22 protein-coding genes, 1 pseudogene and 1 riboswitch are annotated in these 24375 nt (G+C 61.7%); of the genes and pseudogenes, 13 read left to right on the forward strand and 10 right to left on the reverse strand.

Features of this window, described 5'->3' with window-relative positions; all coding sequences use genetic code 11:
* The first annotated feature begins 199 nt into the window (after window positions 1-199).
* Window positions 200-425, forward strand: a riboswitch (cobalamin riboswitch).
* A 108-nt stretch (window positions 426-533) separates the two neighbouring features.
* From EGJ09_RS22965 to EGJ09_RS22995, 7 genes are all read left to right on the forward strand, one after another.
* Window positions 534-719: a CbtB-domain containing protein gene (locus tag EGJ09_RS22965; protein WP_115274697.1), complete on the forward strand. Its 186-nt coding sequence runs from the start codon at window positions 534-536 to the stop codon at window positions 717-719.
* A 9-nt stretch (window positions 720-728) separates the two neighbouring features.
* The gene (locus EGJ09_RS22970; RefSeq protein WP_125924862.1) at window positions 729-1439 is read left to right on the forward strand and encodes a CbtA family protein; all 711 of its coding nucleotides are present in this window, start codon (window positions 729-731) and stop codon (window positions 1437-1439) included.
* A gap of 17 nt (window positions 1440-1456) precedes the next feature.
* On the forward strand, window positions 1457-1849 hold the full coding sequence (locus EGJ09_RS22975) for a cobalamin biosynthesis protein (protein ID WP_125924895.1): 393 nt from the start codon (window positions 1457-1459) through the stop codon (window positions 1847-1849).
* A 32-nt stretch (window positions 1850-1881) separates the two neighbouring features.
* Window positions 1882-2634, forward strand: coding sequence for a precorrin-4 C(11)-methyltransferase (gene cobM, locus EGJ09_RS22980; RefSeq protein ID WP_115274695.1), 753 nt, complete (start codon window positions 1882-1884; stop codon window positions 2632-2634).
* A 66-nt stretch (window positions 2635-2700) separates the two neighbouring features.
* Window positions 2701-2943, forward strand: coding sequence for a DUF1272 domain-containing protein (locus EGJ09_RS22985; RefSeq protein WP_046786105.1), 243 nt, complete (start codon window positions 2701-2703; stop codon window positions 2941-2943).
* A gap of 226 nt (window positions 2944-3169) precedes the next feature.
* Window positions 3170-3784 (forward strand): response regulator transcription factor, encoded by a 615-nt coding sequence (locus tag EGJ09_RS22990; RefSeq protein WP_046786104.1) that lies wholly within the window; start codon window positions 3170-3172, stop codon window positions 3782-3784.
* A gap of 13 nt (window positions 3785-3797) precedes the next feature.
* A complete protein-coding gene (locus tag EGJ09_RS22995) occupies window positions 3798-7067 on the forward strand; it encodes a transporter substrate-binding domain-containing protein (protein WP_125924863.1) in 3270 nt (1089 codons plus the stop codon).
* Here EGJ09_RS22995 and EGJ09_RS27080 read toward each other — a convergent pair.
* The 3 genes and pseudogenes from EGJ09_RS27080 to EGJ09_RS23005 all read right to left on the reverse strand — a co-directional run bounded on the left by EGJ09_RS27080 (window position 7048) and on the right by EGJ09_RS23005 (window position 9513).
* Window positions 7048-7506: a methyl-accepting chemotaxis protein gene (locus EGJ09_RS27080; protein ID WP_256658456.1), complete on the reverse strand. Its 459-nt coding sequence runs from the start codon at window positions 7504-7506 to the stop codon at window positions 7048-7050. The genes EGJ09_RS22995 and EGJ09_RS27080 overlap by 20 nt on opposite strands.
* Before the next feature lie 78 nt (window positions 7507-7584).
* Window positions 7585-8367, reverse strand: a pseudogene (locus tag EGJ09_RS27085) (PAS domain-containing protein); the annotation flags it as partial.
* Window positions 8368-8493: 126 nt separating this feature from the next.
* Window positions 8494-9513 carry a LacI family DNA-binding transcriptional regulator gene (locus tag EGJ09_RS23005; RefSeq protein ID WP_046786101.1) on the reverse strand — a complete coding sequence of 340 codons (1020 nt, stop codon included), beginning with the start codon at window positions 9511-9513 and terminating at the stop codon, window positions 8494-8496.
* 208 nt (window positions 9514-9721) lie between these two features.
* On the opposite strand from EGJ09_RS23005, the gene EGJ09_RS23010 reads away from it, so the two are divergent.
* The 3 genes from EGJ09_RS23010 (at window position 9722) to EGJ09_RS23020 (ending at window position 12115) form a co-directional block, all read left to right on the forward strand.
* Window positions 9722-10261 carry a gluconokinase gene (locus EGJ09_RS23010; protein ID WP_115274693.1) on the forward strand — a complete coding sequence of 180 codons (540 nt, stop codon included), beginning with the start codon at window positions 9722-9724 and terminating at the stop codon, window positions 10259-10261.
* A 114-nt stretch (window positions 10262-10375) separates the two neighbouring features.
* On the forward strand, window positions 10376-11728 hold the full coding sequence (locus EGJ09_RS23015) for a GntP family permease (RefSeq protein ID WP_046786099.1): 1353 nt from the start codon (window positions 10376-10378) through the stop codon (window positions 11726-11728).
* An 84-nt stretch (window positions 11729-11812) separates the two neighbouring features.
* On the forward strand, window positions 11813-12115 hold the full coding sequence (locus tag EGJ09_RS23020) for a hypothetical protein (RefSeq protein ID WP_125924865.1): 303 nt from the start codon (window positions 11813-11815) through the stop codon (window positions 12113-12115).
* 76 nt (window positions 12116-12191) lie between these two features.
* On the opposite strand, the gene EGJ09_RS23025 is transcribed toward EGJ09_RS23020, so the two are convergent.
* From EGJ09_RS23025 to EGJ09_RS23040, 4 genes are all read right to left on the reverse strand, one after another.
* Window positions 12192-13616: a sigma-54 dependent transcriptional regulator gene (locus EGJ09_RS23025; protein WP_115274691.1), complete on the reverse strand. Its 1425-nt coding sequence runs from the start codon at window positions 13614-13616 to the stop codon at window positions 12192-12194.
* The gene (locus EGJ09_RS23030; protein WP_046786096.1) at window positions 13585-15081 is read right to left on the reverse strand and encodes a sensor histidine kinase; all 1497 of its coding nucleotides are present in this window, start codon (window positions 15079-15081) and stop codon (window positions 13585-13587) included. The genes EGJ09_RS23025 and EGJ09_RS23030 overlap by 32 nt, the downstream gene beginning before the upstream one ends.
* Window positions 15082-15370: 289 nt before the next feature.
* A complete protein-coding gene (locus EGJ09_RS23035; protein ID WP_125924866.1) occupies window positions 15371-16831 on the reverse strand; it encodes an ATP-binding protein in 1461 nt (486 codons plus the stop codon).
* A 109-nt stretch (window positions 16832-16940) separates the two neighbouring features.
* A complete protein-coding gene (locus tag EGJ09_RS23040; RefSeq protein ID WP_125924867.1) occupies window positions 16941-17534 on the reverse strand; it encodes a lytic transglycosylase domain-containing protein in 594 nt (197 codons plus the stop codon).
* Between the two features lie 191 nt (window positions 17535-17725).
* Here EGJ09_RS23040 and gspG point away from each other — a divergent pair, with 191 nt between their 5' ends.
* Both gspG and EGJ09_RS23050 read left to right on the forward strand, forming a co-directional pair.
* Window positions 17726-18151: a type II secretion system major pseudopilin GspG gene (gene gspG / locus EGJ09_RS23045; protein WP_039603405.1), complete on the forward strand. Its 426-nt coding sequence runs from the start codon at window positions 17726-17728 to the stop codon at window positions 18149-18151.
* A gap of 11 nt (window positions 18152-18162) precedes the next feature.
* A complete protein-coding gene (locus tag EGJ09_RS23050; protein ID WP_046786094.1) occupies window positions 18163-19353 on the forward strand; it encodes a type II secretion system F family protein in 1191 nt (396 codons plus the stop codon).
* A 96-nt stretch (window positions 19354-19449) separates the two neighbouring features.
* Here the strand turns inward: EGJ09_RS23050 and xerC are convergent, their stop codons facing one another.
* Window positions 19450-20364 carry a tyrosine recombinase XerC gene (gene xerC, locus EGJ09_RS23055; protein ID WP_125924868.1) on the reverse strand — a complete coding sequence of 305 codons (915 nt, stop codon included), beginning with the start codon at window positions 20362-20364 and terminating at the stop codon, window positions 19450-19452.
* Window positions 20365-20491: 127 nt separating this feature from the next.
* Window positions 20492-21721: a pyridoxal phosphate-dependent aminotransferase gene (locus tag EGJ09_RS23060; protein WP_125924869.1), complete on the reverse strand. Its 1230-nt coding sequence runs from the start codon at window positions 21719-21721 to the stop codon at window positions 20492-20494.
* 295 nt (window positions 21722-22016) lie between these two features.
* Between EGJ09_RS23060 and EGJ09_RS23065 the strand changes: the two genes are divergently transcribed.
* On the forward strand, window positions 22017-22277 hold the full coding sequence (locus EGJ09_RS23065; RefSeq protein ID WP_012314647.1) for a DUF1652 domain-containing protein: 261 nt from the start codon (window positions 22017-22019) through the stop codon (window positions 22275-22277).
* Here the strand turns inward: EGJ09_RS23065 and EGJ09_RS23070 are convergent.
* Entirely contained in the window at window positions 22274-24361 is a 2088-nt protein-coding gene (locus EGJ09_RS23070) for a bifunctional diguanylate cyclase/phosphodiesterase (protein WP_115274687.1), read from the reverse strand. The two genes, EGJ09_RS23065 and EGJ09_RS23070, sit on opposite strands and share 4 nt — an antisense overlap.
* Between the last annotated feature and the right edge of the window lie 14 nt (window positions 24362-24375).

Consider the following 24375-nt stretch of genomic DNA (forward strand, 5'->3'; position numbering starts at 1 on the left):
ATGGGCCGCAGCGCTTGACGGGCATCCATGCCCGTCACCTCCCTTCGCAAGACCTGCGCTCGGCCTCCTGAAGTCGCAATCTGCGGTGCCTGTACTACCGCGCTCTGAAAAGCAAAAGCAAAAGCAAACAACGGCAACGGCAACGGCAACGGCAAGCAAATCGTGACCTACGATTGACGCAAACCCTGCCCCGTGCTCTCCTTGCACCTTGCGTTCAGGTGCCCCCTCTGGGGGTGAAACGGGAAACCGGTGCGTCGCAGGCCCTCGATCAGGGCCGGACAACCCCGGTGCTGCCCCCGCAACGGTAAGCGAGCGAAGCGTCTAGACCACTGTGCCACAGCGTACGGCATGGGAAGGTGACGCTTTACCAGGAGCCCTGCTCCTCCTCGCAAGCCCGGAGACCGGCCTGGCGTTCATGAACACCCCGCGGTGGGCGGGCGCTGTCGCATTTCCCTGGGCCATTCAAGCCCGGGGTTGCCGCGCTTGCCTGTTGCTCAATCGGCACAATGCCCTACAAAGCAGAGGAATGCGTCATGCCCGTCACCAGCGCCAAACACGGTATCGCCACCCCCGTCACCCTCAGCCAGCGCGTGGTCATCGCCGCCGCTGCCAGCCTGTTGGGCCTGTGCCTGATCTACTTTGCCGGCTTCTCACACATCGAAGCCGTGCACAACGCTGCCCACGACACCCGCCACAGCGCCGCGTTCCCTTGCCACTGAGACCGCCCCATGATCAAGCGCATTGCCCGCACCGCCGGGTTCAGCGGGCTGCTCGCAGCCTTGTTGTTGACCTTGCTGCAAAGCTTCTGGGTCGCACCGCTGATTCTTGAGGCGGAGACCTATGAATCGACAGCCCCCTCCACCGAGCACCACAGCCACGATATCAAGGCATCCGTTGGGCATGAACATGCTACGGCGCACGAACACAGTGCCGATGCCTGGTCACCGGAGGACGGCTGGCAGCGTATCCTCTCCACCACCGGTGGCAACCTGGTCGTAGCCGTCGGCTTCGCCCTGATCCTTGCCGCGCTGTACAGCCTGCGTGAGCCCAACCGCGTCACCACCGGCGCATTATGGGGCTTGGCCGGGTTCGCCGTGTTCTGCCTGGCACCCACCTTGGGCCTGCCGCCAGAGCTGCCAGGCACCGCAGCCGCAGACCTCGGCCAGCGCCAGAACTGGTGGATTGGCACCGCCGCCGCCACCGCGCTGGGGCTTGCATTGCTGGTGTTCGCTCGTCATTGGCTGCTCAAGGCCCTCGGGGCAGTATTGCTGGTAGTGCCGCATGTGATCGGCGCTCCGCAACCCGAAGTCCATGAAAGCCTGGCCCCAGAAGCCCTGGAAACACAGTTCAAGATCGCTTCGTGGGCAACCAACGCTGCCTTCTGGCTGGCTCTGGGCCTGCTCAGCGCCTGGCTGTACCGCCGTTCCAGCCAGGCTTGATGGCAAGCCACCACCCGCTGCCGGCGCTTTACGCCGGCTTTGGTTGCCGCCGGGGCTGCCCGGTTGAGGTGCTGGACGAGCTGCTGCACCAGGCACTTCATGGCCACGGGCTGACGCTGTCGGCGTTGCGCGGCATCGCCAGCATCACGTCGAAAGCCGACGAACCTGGCCTGCAACAACTCGCCGAACGTCACAACCTGCCCCTGCTGGTGTTCGACACCTCGCAACTACAGGCTTACGAGCCACAACTGAGCCACCGCTCTGCGGTGGCATTCGCCCACAGCGGTTGCTGGGGCGTCGCGGAGAGCGCAGCCCTGGCAATGGCCCATCATGAACGCGGCAACGCCGCGCTTGTGGTGACGCGGCAAACGCTCGGCGCCGCTACCCTGGCCCTTGCCTGCGGCGGATAATTGCCCCACCCATTCACCTGCAAGGATTTTCCATGACGGTCTACTTCATCGGCGCCGGCCCCGGCGACCCGGAATTGATCACGGTCAAAGGGCAACGCCTGATCCGTCAGTGCCCAGTGATCATCTACGCCGGCTCCCTGGTGCCCGCGGCAGTGCTCGACGGGCACCAGGCCGAGACCGTGATAAACAGCGCGGAACTGCACCTGGAGCAAATCGTGGAGGCCATGCACGCGGCCCATGAAAAAGGCCAGGATGTCGCCCGTGTTCACAGTGGCGATCCCAGCTTGTACGGCGCAATCGGCGAGCAGATCCGCCATCTGCGCGACCTGGGTATCGATTACCAGATCATTCCGGGTGTAACCGCTACCGCTGCCAGTGCCGCGTTGCTGGGCTGCGAGCTGACGCTGCCTGAGGTGGCGCAGACGGTCATTCTAACCCGCTACGGGGACAGCTCACCCATGCCGGCAGGCGAGCAACTGGGCGACCTGGCGCGTCATGGTTGCACCTTGGCGATCCACCTCGGCGTGAAACACCTGGCTCGAATCGTCGATGAGCTTGTCCCCCATTACGGCGCAGACTGCCCGGTGGCCGTTGTTCACCGCGCCACTTGGCCCGATCAGGACTGGGCACGGGGCACCCTCGAGGATATCGTCGAGAAGGCAGCCGCGAAGGGTTTTCGTCGCACCGCGCTGATTCTCGTCGGGCACGTACTGGGCGATGCTCCGTTCGCCGAGTCAGCCCTGTACCGCGCCGGGCATGCGCACCTTTATCGCCGGGGCAGTTGAACATTGCCAAGCTGATACAGACCGTAGCAGACTCCAGGCTCCATCCCGCGGACCGGAGTCGCGCCCATGCTGGAACTACGCCCCAATTGCGAATGCTGCAATAGCGATCTGCCGGGCGACAGCCCTGACGCGCTGATCTGCTCGTTCGAATGCACATTCTGCAAAAGCTGTGCAGAAACCCACTTCAATGGCCGCTGCCCCAACTGCTCAGGTCAATTGGTCGCACGCCCCACCCGGGTTGGCACGGCCTTGAGCAACAACCCACCTGCCACTGAGCGCGTGCTCAAGCCCCACGCCCGCTGTGCTTGAACAACTTGCAGCCACAAGCATCGGCGAAAAAATACCCTGGCGATGCTTGTACCCAGACGATTTTGTAGGACTTTTCAACAAAGTCGTCCTCCTAACTCAACAGATCTATACTCGCCATTACCAAGGAACCGGAATGGACGTATCGTGCTGCGCTGCAGAAAGACCTTGCAGACGTATTCCTGATTAGCCTTAGGAAACGGACCACATTCCGACAGGAGTTAGCCTCATGACAACCGTGCTGATCGTTGACGATCACTCTACCGTTCGATTCGCGCTGCGCATGCTGCTTGAGCGCGAGCGCTTCAAAGTTGTGGGGGAAGTCGAGAACGGTAGCGAAGTGGCGCAGGTAGCACGCAACCTACGACCCGACGTCGTGATCCTGGATATCGGGCTTCCTGGCCTCGACGGCATGGAAGTCATCAAGCGCCTGCAGCAACTCGAACAGGTCCCCAGGATCATGGTATTGACCGGACAGGCCACCGAGTTGTACGTCCGCCGTTGCCTGGATGCCGGTATAGGCGCATTTGTAACCAAAGATGAAGATCTCGATGCCGTTGTCTTTGCCATGAAAGCCTTGGTCAAGGGGTACTCGACTTTCCCGCAGATGTCGGTGAACAGCAACACTCTGGACAGCGAGCACGGGCGCCTGGGCAGCCTGTCAAATCGGGAGATGGAAGTGCTTCGGCGTCTGGCCCGTGGTGAAAACAACAAGAACATAGGCCATTGCATGAACCTCAGCGCCAAGACCATCAGCACCTACCGTGGCCGCATCATGGACAAGCTCAAGACTGAATCATTGGTAGAAATGGTTGATCTGGCCAAACGCAATAACGTCAATTAGGCGCGTGATCGGCATGAAGTGCGTACTGGTTGCGCTGTTGCTGGCCATTGGCATGGCTGGCTCCGCGCTCGCCGCACCGGCAGATGTCGAAACGCGGCGCTTGTTGGCACGTGCTGTCAGCACCGCTTCACCACTGCAACTCGATGCCCAGGACCGCCAATGGTTGCAGCAGCGCAAAGTTCTGTTGCTGGGCAGCTCGCGTCCCGATTATCCCCCGTTCGAGATCAACATCAGCCCGAGCGACTATGAGGGCCTGAGCGCAGACTATGCCGGGCTAATATCCGAACTTCTGGAGATACCGATAGAGGTCAGGCGCTTTCCCAGCCGCCATGCGGCGATTGCAGCCTTGCGCGACGGCAAAATCGATTTGCTGGGCAGCTCCAACAGTTTCGAAGCGGCCGATGCCCAGCTGAACCTGAGCCAGCCCTACGCAGACGATTTGCCAGTCATCGTCACCCGCGAAGGGCGCACCCTGAAAAACAACACAGACCTCACAGACGTGCGCCTGGGCATGGTCGATCACTACCTGCCGAGCGAAACGGTCCGTTCGCTCTACCCCAAAGCACAGTTGAGCCTTCATCGCTCAACGCTGGCAGGGCTGGCAGCGGTGGAAATGGGAGAGGTGGACGCCTATCTGGGCGACGCTATCAGCACCGACTTTCTTATTGGCAAAAGTTACCAGGGTACGGTGAAGATCGACCATTTCTGCCGTGGGCCAGCGGGCACCTTTTCCTTCGCCCTGGCCAATGACAACCCGCGCCTGCGCCGCCTGATCGACATGGCCCTGGCAAGGATCACAGAAAGCGAGCGTTTGAACATCCTGCGCCGTTGGACAAGTGGCAACACCAGCCTGTTGCTCGAACGCCATCTGTCAGCACTTACCGCGGAAGAACAGACGTGGATAGACCAGAATCCTACTGTCAGTGTACTGATCGACGCCGCACTTGCGCCCCTGACCTTCAACGATGCCCAGCAGCAGCCCAGCGGGATTACCATCGACCTGCTCAAGCAGATAACCCTGCGCACCGGGCTGACATTCAAGCTCATCGAGCGTAACACCGTGCAGACCATGATCGAACAAGTGGCACGCGGCGAGGCGCAGATGATCGGGGCCCTGGGTTATGGTGCGAAGCGCCAGACGCAACTGCGCTACACCCGCCCCTACCTCGTCAGCCCGAGGGTTCTGGTCACACGCAGCCAGACGCCCTGGCCGCCACAGTCCAGGGGGCTGGAGGGCAAACGTATCGCCCTGCTGCGGGGCTCACCCCTGCGAGCAGAAGTGCAACGCCAGCACCCCAAGGCGGTAGTGGTAGAAGTGAACAATCCGCTAGGCTTGATGGAAGCAGTCGCCAATGGCAATGCTGACGTCGCCTACAGCAGTCATATCAACGCGAAGTACTACATTACTCATGTTTTCAAGGACCAGCTACGCATAGCCGCAGTGCTCGGTGATGACCCGGCGACCGCGGCATTCGCCGTCGCCCCTGACCAGCCGCAGTTGCAGGCCATTCTCGACAAAGCCCTGTTGAGCATTCCTCCTGAAGAACTCGACCAACTGATCAATCGCTGGCGTATCAGCACCGTGGTCAGCGACAGCCCATGGCGCAACTACCGCACACTGGCATTGCAAGTGCTGGTGCTTTCTGCGCTGTTGCTGGCCGGCGTGGTGTTCTGGAACAGCTACCTGCGCAAACTGATAAACCAGCGTACCGAGGCGCAGCGCGCCTTGCAGGAACAATTGTCGCTGAGCCGCGGCCTGCTCGAACAGCTGCGCCAGGCCAAGGACGATGCTGAACGGGCCAGCCATACCAAAAGCACCTTTTTGGCGACCATGAGCCACGAGATCCGCACGCCCATGAATGCGGTGATCGGCCTGCTCGAACTGGCGCTGGAAGATAGCCGTAAGGGCCGTTGCGATACTCAGGTCCTGCAGACCGCGCATGATTCGGCCATTGGCCTGTTGGGGCTGATTGGCGACATCCTCGATATTTCCCGGATCGAATCCGGCCACATGAGCCTGCAGCCAGAAGCCACCGACCTGGTCGAACTGGTCCGCACCACCCTGCGGGTCTTCGACGGCAATGCACGAGTCAAGGGCCTGCGCCTGCACTGCGAACTACCAGAAGGGCCCGTCTGGGTGTTGGCAGACGCCCTGAGGATCAAGCAAATCCTCTCCAACCTGCTGAGCAATGCAATCAAGTTCACCGATCGGGGCGAGGTTCACGCAACCTTGGCACTTGAGCCGACAACCGCCGGCAACAGCGTGCAAGTGCAGCTGAGCGTGCGCGACACCGGTATTGGCATTGGTTTGACAGACCAGGCTCGTCTCTTCAGCGCTTTTGCCCAGGCTGATGGCCCACGGGCGCGACAGGGCGCAGGGCTGGGTCTGGTGATAAGCCGCACCCTTGCCAAACTGATGGGCGGCACCCTTAACCTGCAGAGCGTCGAAGGTGTAGGCACCAAGGTATCGGTCGAGCTGCAGCTGCCGACCTGCGAAGCCCCGCTGCCTGCCGAGCACGCTGTACCCAGCCAAGGTAGTGAAAGCGGGCCCCTGAACATCATGGTGGTGGATGATTACCCGGCCAACCTGCTGTTGCTGGAGAAACAGCTCAATACTTTGGGCCATCGAGTGACGTTGGCCGAAAATGGCCAAACGGCGCTGGCCCTCTGGCAGGCTGAAGAATTTGACCTGGTCATCACCGACTGCAGCATGCCAGTGATGGACGGCCACCAACTGGCCCGCAGCATTCGTCTGCAGGAGCATGAATTGGCCAGGTCAGCCTGTACGATCATCGGGATCACCGCCAACGCCCAGGCCCAAGAACATGAGCGTTGCCTGGCCAGTGGCATGGACGACTGCCTGTTCAAACCTGTCGGCCTCAGCGCCCTCAAAGCCCATTTGCCGCAGAACCAAGCCACACCTATTGCGCCGCAGCCAAAGGCCAGCGGCTTCAACCTCGACGAGTTGCGCCACCTGACCCAGGACGATGAACAGCTTGTCCGCCGCCTGCTTGAACAGCTTTCGCAAAGCGCCAGCGAAGACCTTGCGGCGCTACGCGGCCTGGGCAGTACACCGGACGGCGATGCGGTGCGCGCCGTCGCCCACCGTATAAAGGGCGGCGCCAAGATGCTCAAGGTGCGCGGCGTGGTCACGGATTGCGAAGCCATCGAACAGGCCCAGGCGCGGGGCGTGCCCACCGACGCCCTGCGCCTGCAACTGGAAACCAGCCTGCAGACCCTGCAGCGCGAACTCTCCGACGCCCTCAGTGCAATTGCAACGTAGAATTGATCTGGCTGATCGCGTCAACCACGTGGCGTGACCCCTGCTGGATCTCCATGATCACAGTCCCTGCCTCGTTAGCCAGGGCAACACCTCGCCCCGTGCGTGTCAGGCTCGATTGCATGCTGGCCACTGCCGTGAGCGAAAGATCATGGTTCTGCCGTACCACATCGACGATCTCCAGGGTCGCCTTGCTGGTGCGTGCGGCCAGGCTGCGCACCTCGTCGGCGACCACAGCGAAACCGCGCCCATGTTCACCAGCACGTGCCGCTTCGATCGCGGCATTCAAGGCCAGCAAGTTGGTCTGATCGGCGATGCCGCGAATGGTCAGGACAATCTGCCCGATCACGTCCGATTGTTTGCTGACGGCATCGATGCTGCGCGCCGCGTCATTGAGCTCCTGGGAAATCTGCTCGATGACTTGCACGGTTTGCTGTACCACTTCGGTGCCCTTTCGTGCGCATGCATCAGTCTGTACCGAACTGGCATGGGCCGCTTCAGCGGCGCTTTGCTGCGTACTGACCTGCGCGGTGATGTCGCTGGCGAACTTGACCACCTTGTATAGCCGGCCCTTGCTGTCGAAGATCGGATTGTATGAGGCCTCGAGGTATACCGTCTGGCCTTGCTTGTTGACCCGTTCGAAACGATGGGAGTGATACTCGCCACGGTTCAGCGAAGCCCAGAAATCGCGGTATGCAGACGACTCCCGCTCATGGGCCAGACAAAACAAGCCGTGGTGGCGGCCCACTACCTCTTCCAGGCGATAGCCCATGGTAGTCAGGAAATTCTCGTTAGCCTTTATCACCCGCCCCTGCGGCGTGAACTCGACCACCGCCATGGAGCGACCGATGGCCTTGAGCAGGCTTTCGCTCTCGTGTTCATCCTTGATCCGCTGACTGATATCGGAAGCCACCTTGATCACACTGATGACCTGCTGACGCTCATCGAGCACCGGCATGTAGCTGGCCTCCAGCCAGACTTCACGGCCGGCCTTGTCGATACGCTCGAACGTGCCGCTGATTGGCTTGCCCTCGCCCAACTCGCGCCACAACTGCTGATATTCGGCACTGTTGCTGTAATCAGGGTCGCAGAACAATCGGTGGTGCTTGCCCCGCAACTCATCGACGCTATAGCCCATTGCCAGGCAGAACTGCGCATTGGCATCGAAAATGGTGCCGTCAGGGCCAAACTCGATCATCGCCATTGAGCGGCTGATCGCCGCGAGTTTTGCCTGGGTTTCTGCCAGAGCCTGGCGAGCGCGCTGAATCTCGAGCAAATCTGACTTGCGATGGAAATCGAACATGGCGCCGGGGTCCTTTATGCGCAGGGTTTTCTGAGCATAGATCGGCGCCGACGGCGTGCAAGCAAACTGCTATCACTTAGTGATTAGTGTATTCGTGCGGCCCATCCCCGCCCCATGCGTGCGGGCTCAGGAACTTTCTCGCACCATCAGCTCAAACCCCAGATCCTGCTGCTCGGTAGCCACTCGCTTGCCATCGAGCAACGCCAGCAGCGCCTGTGCCGCGCCCCGACCAACGGCGGCACGCGGTGTGCGAATGGAGGTCAGACGGGGGACCATATGCGCCGAAGCCGGCAGGTCATTGAACCCGACCATGGCTACTCTCCCTGGAACTTCGATACCTTGGCGCAAGGCCTGCAGCACAGCACCTTGGGCAAGGTCGTCGTTGCAGAAAAAAATGCCATCCACATCCGGTGCCTGCGCCAACAGTTGGCTGAACAGTTCACTGCCCAGAGCAATGGACGAGGGTTGCGGCGACAGGACCTCCAGTTCGGTAGCGTGCATGCCGGCTTCAGCCAGCGCCTGGCGGAACCCTTCGGCACGCTGCATCACCCGTGGGTCAAGTTGCGCGGCGATAAACGCCAGGCGCCGCCGGCCTCGCTCGAGCAGGTGCCTGGCAGCAGCCCGACCAGCCTGCTGCTGGGAAAACCCTACCGACAACATGCCAGGCGTGCCACCCAGCTCCATCATGTGGACGCAGGGCACGCCGCTGGCCACCAGCATCTGCCGAGAAGCCTCACTACGCTCGAAACCGGTGAGCAATATGCCGCACGGTTGGTACGCCAGGTAATTGCGGATCAGATTCTCTTCTTCGTCGATATCGTAGTGATAGTTACCGATCAGCACCTCGAGCCCGCGGGGGCGCATCACTTCGTGGATGGCCTCCAGAGTGTCGATGAACAGCTGGTTGGACAACGACGGAATCAGCACAACCACCGACTGGCTGCGTGCAGAAGCCAGCGCCCGGGCAGCGGGGTTGGCGATATAGCCAAGGCTCGCTGCCGCGGCCACCACCTTTTCCACCAGTGCCGGAGCCACGGTGCTGACACCGCGCAAGGCGCGGGAAGCGGTAATCGGGGAAACCCCGGAGAGCCTGGCCACTTCTGCCAGGGTGGGTCGACCGGTAGTGCGGGAGCCTGAGCGGGACATGAGTGTTGTAATTTTACTACTTGCCAAGGGAGGGGAACGGCCACTAAGGTAGCGCTGTCTCAGGACGCAAGCAATGTAATCTTTGGTGGTGGCCACTACGCGCTTTCTGCCGAGCGTCCATACTGCGTAACGACAAGATCAACAACACCGGGGAGTTCGCGTTTCGTCAGCGACGAGACAGCGCTATCTCACCCCGCAGGAGGTACTGATGAATTCTCCCCTGTCCGCCATCGTGGTGATGGGCGTGGCCGGTTGCGGCAAAAGCTGCATCGGCGCTGCCATAGCCGCCAGAAGCGGCGGCCGCCTGATCGAAGGCGACGCGTTTCACCCTGCCGAAAACATCCGCAAGATGAGCGCGGGCACGCCGTTGAACGACGACGACCGAGCCGGTTGGCTGGTGCGCCTGGGCCAAGAGTTGCAAGCCACGGTGCAGGCGGGCGAACGCCCGATTCTCACCTGTTCCGCACTCAAGCGCCGTTACCGCGATACCTTGCGCCAGGCCATGCCGGAGCTGGTATTCGTGTTTCTCGAACTCACCCCTGCCGAAGCCGAGAAGCGCGTCCTCGCCCGCCCCGGGCATTTCATGCCGGCGAGCCTGATCGACAGTCAGTTCGCCGCCCTCGAGCCCCCGCATGGCGAGCCTCTGACCCTGCCCCTTGATGCCACGCAGCCGATAGACACGCTGGCCGAGACGGTAGACGCCTGGCTAAAGCCCTGCGGTGAGCGGAACCTGGCGCGGACCGCATGAACCTGGCGGTTTTTCCGGCTCACCAAAGACAGCGCTGTCCCGACGCCTGAAAGCGCCGATAGTTCAATTTCAAGCAACGCCAAAAAACAACGATAAGACCGAGGCCTTAAAACCATGTTCGGACTGGCTACAGATACCTTCCTGCTGCTCGACGCCCTGGTGACCATCATCGGGCTGATCCTGCTGATCACCCATTTCAAAGTCCACCCCTTCGTCGCCCTGACCATCGCCGCCGGTTTCCTCGGCCTGACTTCCGGTATGCCGGTGGCCAAGGTCATGAAGTCATTCCAGGATGGTTTCGGTGGGGTACTGGGCTTTGTCGGGATCGTCCTCGCCCTGGGGACCATGCTCGGCAAGCTGATGGCCGACTCCGGTGGCGCCGACCAGATCGCGCAAACCCTCATTCGCGCCTTCGGCAAGAAGAACGTGCATTGGGCCATGATGTTTGCCGCGTTCCTGGTCGGCATCCCGCTGTTCTTCGAAATCGGCTTCGTACTGCTGATTCCGCTGGTCTTCATCGTCGCCAGGCGCTCGGGTGTATCGCTGATCAAGATCGGTATCCCCCTGCTGGCGGGCCTTTCGGTGGTGCACGGCCTGGTGCCTCCGCATCCGGGCCCACTGCTGGCGATCGGCATTTTCAATGCCGACATCGGCAAGACCATCTTCTATGGCCTGCTGGTGGCACTGCCCACTGCCATCATCGCCGGCCCGCTGTACGGTAACTTCATTTCCCGCTATATCCCGGGCAATCCGTCACAGGAACTGATGGACCAGATCGCCAAGGAGTCCGATCAGGGTAACCTGCCGAGCTTTACCGTCACCCTGGTCACCGTGCTGCTGCCGGTTGTGCTGATGTTGCTCAAGACGTTCGCTGACGTCGTGCTACCGGCCGAGCACATCGTTCGCCAGTGGATGGACCTGATCGGCCACCCGATTACCGCCCTGCTCGCTGCCCTGCTGCTGGCCTTCTACACCTTCGGCTCGGCGCGCGGCTTCAACCGCCAGCAGATCATGAAGATGCTCGACCAGAGCCTGGCGCCGACGGCTGCCATCGTGCTGATCGTCGGTGCAGGCGGCGGTTTCAAGCAGATGCTGGTCGATACCGGGGTCGGCAATGTGATCGGCCAGATGGCGGTACAGGCAGAAATTTCACCGATCATGCTGGCCTGGCTGGTGGCTGCGGTCATCCGCATCGCCACGGGGTCGGCGACGGTCGCCACCATTACCGGCGCAGGCATCGTTGCCCCGGTGATCGACCTGGTGCCCGGCGTCAACCGTGAGCTGCTGGTGCTGGCCACCGGCGCCGGTTCGCTCATTCTGTCCCATGTCAACGACGCCGGCTTCTGGCTGGTCAAACAGTACTTCAACATGACCGTGGCCGAGACCTTCAAGACCTGGAGCATGATGGAGACCATCCTGTCGGTGGTCGGCATCATCTTCATCATGATGCTGTCAACGGTGGTGTGACCGCTTATCGGGGTAATGGCACCTTGGCGTTTTGAGTAGGGCCCAACGTAAGTACGTGCCCTACCTTCGCAAAGGAGCCTGCCCATGATGCGCACAAGCCTGTTACTCGCTGCCCTGCTCGCCTCCCCCCTGGCCCTGGCGGTCGGCACCGGGCCGACCCATCCGGATGATCCGCACAACCCGGCGCCCCAGCCGGGCGCGGACAGCACCCTCAACCCGATCGAGGAGCCCATGCCACGGGATACCGACCCGCGAATACAGGGCAGCGACCCTGAAAGCCCGCCCGCCAGGCAAAATGACAATCGTGATTTGCCTGGGATGGAAGGCAGTGGGTCGGAGGGCGCGGGTGGCCAAGGTGGTAACGGATCGGACGGCGGTCAGCGCTGAGCGGTACCGCCCTCTTCCCGGGCTTGCCCCGTGAAGAGGGCGCAATTGGCAACGCAGGAACGCCGCTTCGAACCGCTCACCACTGGCGCTTTTCAGGCCGTGTCAGCCCCAGCTTTTCTATCTTGTAACGTAGCATATCGCGCGACAGCCCCAGCATCCGCGCCGACTTGGTAACGTTCCAATCAGTACGGTCCAGCGTCCTGCACACCAAATCCCGTTCCATGTCCGGCAAACTGGTCCCAGGCTCAGGCTCATGCCGCGGCATCTCGTACACCGTGGCCATCGGCTGCGTGAGGGGTTCATCGACCAGGGTCAGGCATAGATTCAACTGGTGCGCCTGCACCACTTCATTAGGTGCCAGCAACACCGTCTGTTCCAGCATGTTGCGCAACTCGCGCACGTTGCCAGGCCAGCTGTAATTGAGCATCAAGTTCTGTGCCTCGGTACTGAAGCGCAGGTTCGGTTTACCGTACCGACGCCCGTGATGGGCCAGGAAGTGCCGCGCCAACAGCAGGATGTCCTGGCCGCGGGCGTGCAAGCGCGGTACCTTCAGCGCGATGATGCGCAGCCGGAAGAACAGGTCCCGGCGAAACTTGCCCTGCTGCACCATCTGTTCGAGATTGCAGTTGGTGGCGCTGATCACCCGCAGGTCAACCTTGCGCTCCTTGACCGCACCTATGCGGCGGATACTGCGATCCTCCAGCAGTTTCAGCAGCTTGGCCTGTAGCACAAGGTCCATTTCGCCGATCTCATCGAGGAACAGTGTGCCGCCGTCCGCGGCCTCCACCAGCCCCACGCGACGTTCCTTGGCGTCGGTGAATGCCCCCTTCTCATGGCCAAACAACTCAGCCTCCAGCAGGTTGGCCGGGATCGAGGCGCAGTTGAACTCGATGAACGGGCCTTTGCTGCGCGAACCATCGAAATGCAGGGCACGCGCAACCAGTTCCTTGCCGGTACCCGTCTCGCCTTCGACCAGCACCGGCGGCAGGTCGTCATTGGCCATGCGGCGTTCAGCATCGAGCACCTGGCGCAGCGTGTGCTTGAGGGTGAGCATCACCGGCGAGTCGCCAATCAGCGCCTGCAGCCCGGACTTCTGCGCCTCGCGCTCCTGGTAGAACGACAGCGTGCGCTCCATCCGCTCGGTGGCCAAAGCCTTTTCCAGTGTCAGTTTGAGCTCGGCCAGCACCACGGGCTTGGTCAGGTAATGGAAAGCCCCCTCTTTCATCGCTTGTACGGCATCCTCTACGTTACCGTAGCCGGTCATCATGATTACCTTGAGCTCCGGCATCTGCGCCACCAGCGTGCGCAGCAGGTCATGCCCATTCATGCCGGGCAGCGAGTTGTCGGTGAGTACCGCGTCGGGCTGGAACCGCTTGATCTGCTCAAGGGCAAGCTCCGCACTGTTACACACCGTCACCTCAAAGCCCTTCAGGTTCAAATAGGTGCGAATGTTGTTGGCAAGGATTTCATCATCCTCGACTACCAGGATGCTGTGCTCCATGTTCCCCTCCCGCTGCGATATTGAAAGTGAGGCTGACGCGGGTTCCTTCCTCTTCGCGGCTGCTCAGGCTGACCGAGCCGCCAAAACGTTCCATGATGCGCTGAACCAGCGCCAGGCCTACACCGAGGCCGCCCTGCTTGGTGGTAAAAAACGGTTTGAAGACCATGCGTTGCTGCTGCCTGGTCATGCCCTTGCCTGTGTCACTTAGCAGCAATGCAGCGCGCTGACCTTCCTGTATGCAGACCATGGCCCGCAACTCGCCACCCATTGGCATGGCTTCGATGGCATTGGAAAACAGACTGTTGAGGATCTGCGTCAATTGCAGAGGCTGGCTGGCTACCCACTGCGTCTGGGGCCCGTCGAAGGAAAAGCGGATGCCGTTACGCTCGATCTGCTGGGCAAACGCCAGGCGGGTATCCTTGATGGCGGCGACCAGGTCCACAGCCTCGGGCATATCGCTGGTCGGGCGCAGTGACACCAGCAGTTCGCGCACCCAGCGTGACATACGGTCCACCTGGCTGATGATGTCGACAATGTTCTGCTGGGCCTGCGGGTTGGCGATTTCCTGTGCCAGCTCTGCGCTGGAGCGGATATTGGCCAATGGGTTGCGCAGGCTGTGGGCCACCGCCGAGGACATCTCGCCGAGGGCGACATAGGTTTCACTCGCCACCAGCCGATCCTGTTGCTGGTGCAGCATCGACGCTGCGCGACGCACGATCCAGAACAGGCCGAAGTAGATCAGCGCCCCGCCCACCAGGGTCGAGGCCCAGATCAGCACATAACCGCGCTGAATGCGTCGAATGAGGTCCTGTGGCTCTTTGTAAATCTCGACCATAGACAGCACCTGCTCACCTTGGCTGTCGAACAGGGGAATGTAGTTTTCGATGAACAGGTAATTGGGCTCACGCTCGAACTTCTGTTCCTCGCGGTGCTCTTCGACCTTGTGGTAGCTGGCAGACACCGCCTTGCGCGAGCGGAAGGCGTGATCCAGGTCGCCGTCGGCCTCGATGCGCTTGCCAACCAGATCGGGGTTGGTGGACCAGACGATGGTGCGGTCACGGGCATAGACATTGGCCAGCAACGTGTCCGGAAGATGCTCGACATGATCGAGGAACTCGACCCGGGTCGCCATGGCCAGCTGCGGGCTCACCTGCAGATGCTGCTGGTCCAGGCGCGGATCGAGCAGCTCACCCATGGTGGTGCCAGGTGGCAATTGCGAATGGCGCACTTCGGCCTGGGCCATGGCCTGGATGAATTGGGCGGTGAGCATGGCGTCTCGCTCCACGCTGTCGCGGACCACGAAGCGGGTCGATACATAGCCCAGACCACCTGCCACCGACGTGATGATCAGCAAGCTGATCACGGAAAACCAGCGCAGCAAATTGAATTCGCGAAGGGGCGTAGCCAGACCACTGCCGGGCTGGGCGAGGAGCTTGTCGGGAACATCGGTTTCCAGCGTCTGCATCGCGAGGTTCCCGCGCAAGGATTCCGTTCAGAAGGCTGTCACTCATTGCCTTGCCGTGCGTAGCTAACTGATAGCACTTCGCCACGCCGGCCGCAGCCGCCATTTATCGCCTATGTCTTCCTGCAAAAAGTCAGCCAAGGATGTCTTTCTAAACCAATTTGAATCTAATCAATCGGTTAGCAACAGAATCTAATCTTTAATCTAGAATAGATCCCCAGTTTTGGGGAATTTGTACCCAATAATAAAATGTTCTTTTAAAAACAATATCTTAGCGTCTACTTCTAGATTTTTATGAAGGTCGCGCAAGCCGAAAGTTGAGCGAAACCTGAGTGCCAAGGCCTTCGCGGCTACTCAACCGAACCGACCCACCAAAACGCTCCATGATCCGTCTGACCAGTACCAACCCCACCCCCAGCCCACCTTGTTTGGTTGTGAAGAAGGGCTTGAACGCCATGCGCTGCTGCTGTTCATTCATGCCTTTTCCGGTGTCGGTCAGGCGCAGGGTGACGCTGCGCCTGTCCTGCTTCACCACCTCGACACGCAGCCGCCCACCCTGCTCCATCGACTCCAGAGCGTTGGCGATCAGGCTGTTGAAAATCTGCCCGAGCAATTCCGGCTGCCCCATCACCTGCAGTGCCGGAAGCGGCTTCAGGTCCAGGGTCACGCCACTGCGTGCCAGCGCTATGGCAAAGGTCTGCAAGCTGTCCTGCAGGACTTGGGGAAGGTCGACCGGTATCGTCTTGTCATCCAGTGGCCGCAGCGACTGCAGCAACTGGCGGATCCACTGCGACATGCGGTCGACCTGGCTGATGATCTCGTTGATATTGCGCTGCGCCGGCCCTTCGTCGTACACCTGAGCCAGTTCGGCGCTGGAGCGGATACTGGCCAACGGATTGCGCAAGCTGTGCGCCACGGCCGAGGACACCTCGCCAAGGGCCACGTAGGTTTCATTGCTGATCAGCCGCTTCTGTTGCACCGCCATCACCCGGGCGGCGCGGCGCATGATGCCGTACAGGCCGATGTAGACCACCCCGGCACCCACCGTGGTGGCCAGCCAGATGAGGACCAGGCCATGTTCGATGCGCACGATCAGGTCATGGGGTTCCTTGTATATCTCCACCATCGCTACGACGTGTTCGCCATCTGCGTCGAACAGCGGAATGTAGTTCTCGATGAACAACTGCTCAGGTGGCGTCACGAACTTCTGCTCGGAGCGGGCCTCTTCGAAGCCGTGGTAACTGGCCGAGACCCGCATTTTGTGCTCGAACGCCCGATCCAGGTCGTCATCGCCCTGAATCAGCTTGCCCGTCAGCGCCGGATTGCTCGACCAGATCACTGTGCGGTCCGGGGCATAGATGTTGGCCAGCAGCATGTCTGGCAAGTGCGCGATGTGGTCAAGGAATTCGCCGCGGGCCTTGCGCCGCGCCACAGGGTCAACGCCTGGCAAAGGATCAAGGTCCGTACGCGGGTCCAGCAGTTCGCCCATGGTGCGCACATTGGGGATCGCCACATGTCGTACTTCAGCGTCGGCGATCGAGGTGATGAACTGCGCGGTAAGCAGCGCGTCACGCTCGACGCTTTCGTCGATGATGAAACGGCTGGATATCAACCCCAGGCCGGCGGCCACCGACAGGATGATGGCCAGGCTGACCCAGGCGTACCAACGCAGGAGGTTGAACGGCTTGCGCGACGTGCCAGCGTCAGGGCTGGCGGGTGACTCGAGTGGGTCGGAACGGGAGGCGATGTCCATGGCGGCTACCACTGCTGAGCACCTTTGAAAGGTTATAGCCCAGAGTTGGGGAACCCATGGCATTGATTTTCGCAAGGCCGATGCAAGGCTGCCTGCCATCAGGTGCCCATCACAACGGCGAGTCCGCTGCCAGCCCCTGTAACTTGCGGTATTCGCGCAGCACACTGGGCACATACCGTCGGGTTTCGGCGAAGGGCGGCACCGCGCCACGTCGGCGCACAGCATCCGGGCCGGCATTGTAGGCGGCCACGGCCAGGGTGATGTCGTTGTCGAACAGGTTCAGCATGCGTTTGAGGTAGCGGGCCCCGCCCTGCACGTTGTCCTCCGGATCAAGCACATCCTCAACACCCATCTCCTTCGCCGTACCCGGCATCAGTTGCATCAGCCCAAGCGCCCCGGCGGCCGAGCGGGCCTTTGGGTTGTACCCCGATTCTGCCTTGATCAGCGCATGCAGCAATGCTTGCGGCACGTTGTGCATGCGCGCCGCTGCTGCCACCAGGTCGGCGTAGGGCCGCCCGGTGATCAATTGCGCATTGGCCGGGCCAGCCTGCGCAACCGGCTCGCGGATGACCCGTTCATAGTTGCGCCCGGGCCGGTGGACGTTGGTCAGCACGTAACCGCCCTTGTCATCGATGGCAATGTACACATCAGCCTGGGCGGTAGCCCCAGCCAGCCAGATCAGCCCCAAGATAATTCCACGCATGTCGGTCGCCTCCCCGCCGTGCCCCCCGATATGGGGGAAATACCCCGGAAAACCCGGGCTTTTCTGCTACGACGCAAGCACTGTGCCGCTTGCCATGGCGCATGGCGCAAGGCCCCGAGGCAGACGTGCACGGCTGTTGCATGGCAGATGAAAACCTGAAAAGGCATGTCCCCATGCAGGAGGGCTTCACCATGCAGCGCAAACCCAATCGCCAATGTGGCTTCACCCTGCTCGAACTTCTGGTGGTCCTGGTGGTGCTCGGCTTGTTGGCCGGTATCGTCGCGCCCAAGTACTTCAGCCAGCTGGGCCGTTCCGAGGCCAAGGTGGCACGGGCGCAGATCGAAGGGCTGGGCAAGGCCTTGGACCTTTATCGCCTGGAAGTCGGCCACTACCCCAACAGTGAGCAGGGCTTGCAGGCACTGGTAGCCGCCCCCAGTGGCGAAGCCCGCTGGTCAGGCCCTTACCTGCAGAAAGCAATTCCACAGGACCCGTGGGGCCGTGCCTACATCTACCGCCAGCCAGGTGAAAACGGCGGCGAGTACGACTTGCTGTCCATGGGCAAGGACGGCCAGCCCGGTGGCGATGGTGAAAACGCCGAAATTACCAGTTGGCAATGAGGAGCAAGGCCATGCGCTACAGCCTCAAGGCCCTGGGTAGAGAGGGCGTGGTTCAATTGCACATCGATGCCGAGGATGCCGAACAGGCTCGGCGCAAAGTGGAAGACCAGGGCCTGCGTGTCGTCAGCGTACGCAGCCAAGGCGGCACTCTGGTCGGTGTGCCCTGGCGACGCCAGGTCGCCTTTGACCTGTTGCTCTTCAGTCAGGAACTGACCACGCTGCTGCACGCCGGCCTACCCTTGATCGATGCGCTGGAAAGCCTTGCGGAAAAAGCCCCGACCGCGGCAACCCGTAAAGTGCTGGCGGCGCTGGTTGGCCAGTTGTACGAAGGCCGCTCGCTGTCCCAGGCCCTGGCCCAGCAGCCGCGGATATTCCCGCCGCTATACGTGGCCCTGGTGCAGTCCAGCGAGCGTACCGGGGCGCTTGGCGACGCCCTGCACCGCTATATCGGATACCGGCAGCGCTTGGACCTGGTCCGGCAAAAACTGGTGGGGGCTTCGGTCTACCCGCTGCTACTGCTACTGGTGGGCGGTGGCGTCGTGCTGTTCCTGCTCGGCTACGTGGTGCCACGCTTCAGCCTGGTGTTCGAGGGCATGGGCAGCGAACTGCCCTGGCTTTCGCGCATGCTGATGCAGATCGGCCTGTTCCTGCATGCTCAACAGTTGCCCCTGGCCCTGGCTACGGCTGGCGGCATCGGCGCCTTGGTGCTGCTGCGGCGCAACCCCGTTCTGCGGCGTTGGGTGTCGCGCCAGATACGGCGAATGCCAGCCTTGCATCAGCGCCTGATGATGTATGAGCTGGCGCGTTTCTATCGCTCGCTGGGCATTCTGCTGCAAGGCGGCATACCCATCCTGACGGCCATGGGCATGGCCCGCGGGCTGCTGGGAAGCGCTGCGGCACAAGGCCTGGAGCAGGCCAGTCGCGGGGTGGGTGAAGGCCTGCCGTTGTCGCAAGCGCTGGAAGCCGGGCAGTTGGTCACGCCAGTGTCGCTGCGCTTGCTGCGGGCAGGTGAGCAATCGGGGAACCTGGGCGAGATGCTTGAACGCTGCGCAGACTTTCATGACCAGGAAATAGGGCGCTGGGTAGAGTGGTTCGTGAAGCTGTTTGAACCGCTGCTGATGACCTTCATCGGGTTGTTGATCGGGGTGATCGTCATTCTGATGTACATGCCGATCTTCGAGCTGGCGTCGAGTATCCACTAGCCGTCACCGACCACGTTGACGGCCGGCTTGCCGACGATCAACGGCGCGGCTGGTGCCATCTGACACGGTGCTGGCCTGATGGGTGAACCCGCTCGCTCAATAGTCGAACCGGTCCACCGCCCGCCGCCGCTCATTGTCATCGCGCCGATCGTAGCTGGCAGTGGTCTGGATGTTGGCGTGATGCGCCAGCTTCTGCGCGATCGACAGGTCGTGCTCTTCGATCACCCGGGTGATGAACGCCCGGCGAAAATCATGCGGCATGATCTTCACCCCCACCTGCGCCCCGCGCTGACGGGCGATGTAGTAGATCGCATGCTTGGTGATGCGCGCACGGGTAATGTGGTTGCCACGGCGGATGCGGTTGAACAGGAAGGGGTCGTCCGAGGCGCCCTCTGGCAGCGACTGCCGTCGCAGTTCAAGCCAGGCCTGCAGTTTTTCGAAGGCCCAGGGCGGGGCATACTTGATCAGTTGCCGGTTGCCTTTGCCCAGCACCTGCAGGCTGCGCGCCTGGAAGTCGACTTGCTCCAGGTCGATGTCTACCGACTCCGATTTGCGCATGCCGGTGCCATACAGCAGCGCGATGATCGCCGCATCACGAACACCCTGCGGGCGCGGGTCGGCGGTGCACACATCCATCAATTCGCGAATCAGGCTACGGCGCAGGTTGCGCCCAGGCGGCAGGCGGCTGCCGGTTGCCGGCTTGACCTCACGAATACGCAGCAACTGCTCGTGATCGATCAGGCCCTGGCGCCAGGCTTCATTCACCACGCCGCGTATTGCGTTGACATAAAGCGACGAACTGTTGGGCGCATAGCCATCGGTGCGCAGTGCTGCAACCAGGCCGATCACATGTCCCGGCTCAAGCTTGTGCCATGGCACATCGGCGAGGTTGCAATCAATGAAACCCAGCCGGTCGGCAGCGTCCTGCAAGATGTAGCGCATGGTTTGCTGGCTGGAAGGCGCCAGCCTGGCGAGGTACTGCAGCAGCGGATTTTGCGAAAGGTCGGACAAAACGTGAATCCTGTAGCGAAGCCCGGAGCGCCATCGGGCCCTCCAGGCGTAAAGCGGCCTGCGTCATTGCCTTGAAGATCAGGGATCTTGGCCACTGACATGAGCTGAAATGGGGGCACATAGGCTATCACTGGTAGGCCTCGTGTCCAACTCGGCAATCCTCGGCTTCACCTTCGATATCCCTGGCGGCCTGCTCGGCCAGTACACGCCTGGCGCAGGCAGCGATGCGGCAGCACACTTCTTCCAACTGTTCGACCGCAAGCACCAGCCCCATGCGCACATGCCCCGTTGCGCTGGGCCCGAATGCATCGCCCGGCAGCAGTGAAACGCCCTCCTCAATCAACAGCCGCTGGGCGAAAGCCTGGGCGCTCAGCCCGGTTTCGCGGATATCAAGCATCACGAACATGCCGCCCGCCGGCCGGTGAGGGCGCACCCCGGGGCAATCGCGCAGGGCCCTGCACACCAGATCACGCCGCTGACGATAAGCCTCGCGCATCTGTTGTACCGCAAGCAGGTTCTGCTCCAGCGCTACGCAGGCCCCCTGCATGACAAACTCCGGCAAGCCAAACAGCATGGCCATTGCCAGATTGGCCAAGTGCGCGATCAGCGCCGGGGGGCCGACCACCCACCCCACGCGCCAGCCGCTCATCGCATGCGACTTGGACACACTGTCGATGATCACGCAACGCTCGCGCATGCCGGGCAGTTGCGCCGGGGCAACCGCTTGGCCGTCGTACAGCAGGCCACTGTAGACCTGGTCGCACACCAGCCAAAGATCATGGTCGCGACAAAGCTGCGCGAGTTGCACCATGTCCTCAGGGGAGATGGCGCTGCCGGTCGGATTGTGCGGTGTGTTCAGCAGCAGCCCTCGGGTACGCGGGGTTATTGCTTGCGCCACGGCCTGCGGGTCGAGCCGAAAGCCCTGCTCCGGGCTTACCGCCACCTGTACCGGTTGCGCCCCGCAAGCGCCGAATACAGCGTGGTAAGTGACATACATGGGCTCGGCGACGATCACTTCGTCCCCCGCTCCAAACAGGCATTGGCAGACGGCATACAACGCACACTGTGCACCAGCGAGCACCATCACCTGCTCGACACTGACCTCAGGGCCACCACGGCGTGCAATCGCCTGGCGCAGCGCAAGGTTGCCACGCACATCACTGTAGTGGGTGTCGCCGCGGCGAAGGCTCAAGACCGCAGCTTCGACAATGGCCGTTGGCGTATCGAAGTCAGGATCGCCCACCGACAGCAGGAAGATTTCGCGCCCTTCGCGACGCAGGGCCTGTGCCTGGTAGTGGATATCCCAGGCAGCAGCGCCATCACCGGCAATGCGTTGGGTGAGCGTGGAATAGCGCATGACTGTCTCCCTGTCTGCCCAACTCGCACCGCTGGTCTGAAAACGCTGTGCGCCGAATGAGGTTAAAAATAGCAGAACCCTTCTGCAGCTCTGGCAACACCCGCCAACGAAAACGTTTGCTTGGCCATTTGCCGCCAAACGGCGAAGGAGCCATGTTTGTGACCGGGGTCAAGCGTAGGTGCATTTATCGTTTTTTCGGCAGAACAGCAGCCTGACGGATGCTATCTTTAGTTTCCCGACGGCCGCGCTCGCGGGGCCCCGTTCACCGCGTCCGGGTACGGACAAGGAGGCTGGCATGAACAAGATGACGTTCCCCAACGCCTGCCAGGTGATGCGCTGGCACTTCCACCCGCTGGGCTTCGAGGCCACCATGGATGCGCCACGCAGCATGATCGCCCGCCTGTTCGACCGTGCCACGGGCGAAACCTTGCTGGCGATCGCTGGCATCCCCTGCACTGCGATAATGGCGGCAGCCGATGTCGAACGTATCATTGAGGCGGTAGAAGCTGAAATGGATGCTTTCGTACCGGTTCTCGCCCTGCGTGACGCCGGCTAGGCGACCGCCTCGGGGCTTTTGCGCAATACCTGCAATGTCCCCATGAACTGCTCGGCCGGTACCGGCTGGCCCAGCAGGTAACCCTGTAGCGAATCACAGCCCAGACGGGTCAGGAAATCCTGCTGCCCGCCGGTCTCCACGCCCTCGGCAACAATACGCAAGCCCAACGCCTGGCCCAATGCAACGATGGCCGAAACAATGGCTGCATCGTCGCTGTCCTGCTCCAGGTCACGGACGAAACCGCGGTCGATCTTAAGCTCATTGGCGGGTAAGCGCTTGAGGTACATCAGGCTCGAGTAGCCGGTACCAAAGTCATCGATGGACAGGTCCACGCCCATATCGGACAGGCGCTGCAAGACTGCCAGGCTGGCATCGGCATCGTGCATTGCCGTCGTTTCGGTGATTTCCAGCGTCAGGCGGTTGGCCGGCAAACCGTTCTCGCGCAGGGCGCGGGCAACGCTGTCAACCAGGCCGGCATGGCAGAACTGGATCGCGGACAAGTTGACCGCCATGCGCCAGTTTTCATACCCCTGATCAAGCCACTGGCGCATCTGCCGGCAGGCCTCGTCCAGCACCCATTCGCCAATCGGGATGATCAGGCCGGTTTTTTCCGCCAGGCCAATGAAGCGGTCCGGCAGCAGCAGCCCGTGCTGCGGATGCTGCCAGCGCAACAAGGCCTCGGCGCCGATCGGCTGGCAAGCCTGCGCGGCGAACTTGGGCTGGTAATGCAGGCGGAACTGGCGTTGCTCCAGGGCCATGCGCAGGTCCTGCAGCAGCTGCAGCTGCTGGCGGGCGTTGCTGTTCATGGAAGCATCGAAGAAGCTGTAGCCATTCTTGCCGGCGCTCTTGGCGTGATACATGGCAGCATCCGCGTTGCGCAGCAACTCCAGCTGGTCTTGGCCATTACCCGGATACAGGACAATCCCCAGGCTCGCCGTCAATTGCAGGTCATGCTCGGCCACGCGGAACGCCCGCGACACCAGGTTGACCTGTTTGGCTGCCACATCCATGGCATCCGCGGGCTCCTGCAGTTCCACCAGCAACACAAACTCATCACCGCCAATGCGCGCCAATGTGTCCTGGCTGTGCAAGTGGCCGCGCAAGCGTGTTGCCACTGCCTTGAGCAGCAGGTCGCCCACATGGTGACCAAACGCATCATTGACCGGTTTGAAGCCGTCCAGGTCGATGAACATCAGCGCAAAACAGCCGCCCTGCTCCGCCACCTTGCCGATCGCCTGCTCGATACGGTCAGAAAGCAGCGTGCGGTTGGGCAGGCCGGTCAGCGTGTCATGCAGCGCCAGCTGGGTGAGTTCCTGGTTGGCGAGGGTCAGCGAACGCGCAAGCTCCGCAGTGCGTGCCTCCAGGCGAGCATCGAGAACCGAGGTCAGCAAGGCCACTGCGAGCACCGCCAGGGTAGTGATCAGAACCAGATAGACCAGCCCGTCACCTTGCAACCCGCCTGCCAGCGCGCCGCAGAAACTGCCTTGGGGGAAGTTGGCTGCGGCCATGCCGGTGTAGTGCATGCCGACGATGGCGACGCCCATCAGCACAGCCGCCAGTCCGCGGATCTGGCGAACGTAAGGGGTATGCTGACGCAGCCGGAAGGCTATCCACAACGCTGCCGCCGAAGCGCCCACCGCGATCGCCAACGAGGCCCCGAACAGCGTTGGGTCGTAGTCAATGCCCGGCAGCATACGCAACGCCGCCATGCCGGTGTAATGCATGCAACTGATGCCAGCACCCATGAAGAGCGCGCCAAACACCAGTTGTAGCCACGGCAGGCTCGGTTGGCTAACCAGCCATAGGGCAAACCCCGAAGACAGCACGGCGATCAGCAATGAGAAGGCGGTCAGGCCAATGTCATAGCCCAGTTCGACCGGCAGGCTGAAGGCGAGCATGCCGATGAAGTGCATCGACCAGACGCCAGTACCCATCGCCAGCGCCCCACCGCCCATCCACAGGTGCACCGCCCTGCCCTGGGCGGTAGCGATGCGGCCGGTCAGGTCGAGGGCGGTATAGGAGGCTAGGATGGCCACGCACAGTGAAATCAGCACCAGCGAAGCAGAGTAACTACCGGTCAGCATTGAGAGTTCCAGCG

It is taken from the genome of Pseudomonas sp. p106 (assembly GCF_003936645.1).
Lineage (GTDB): Bacteria > Pseudomonadota > Gammaproteobacteria > Pseudomonadales > Pseudomonadaceae > Aquipseudomonas > Aquipseudomonas putida_E.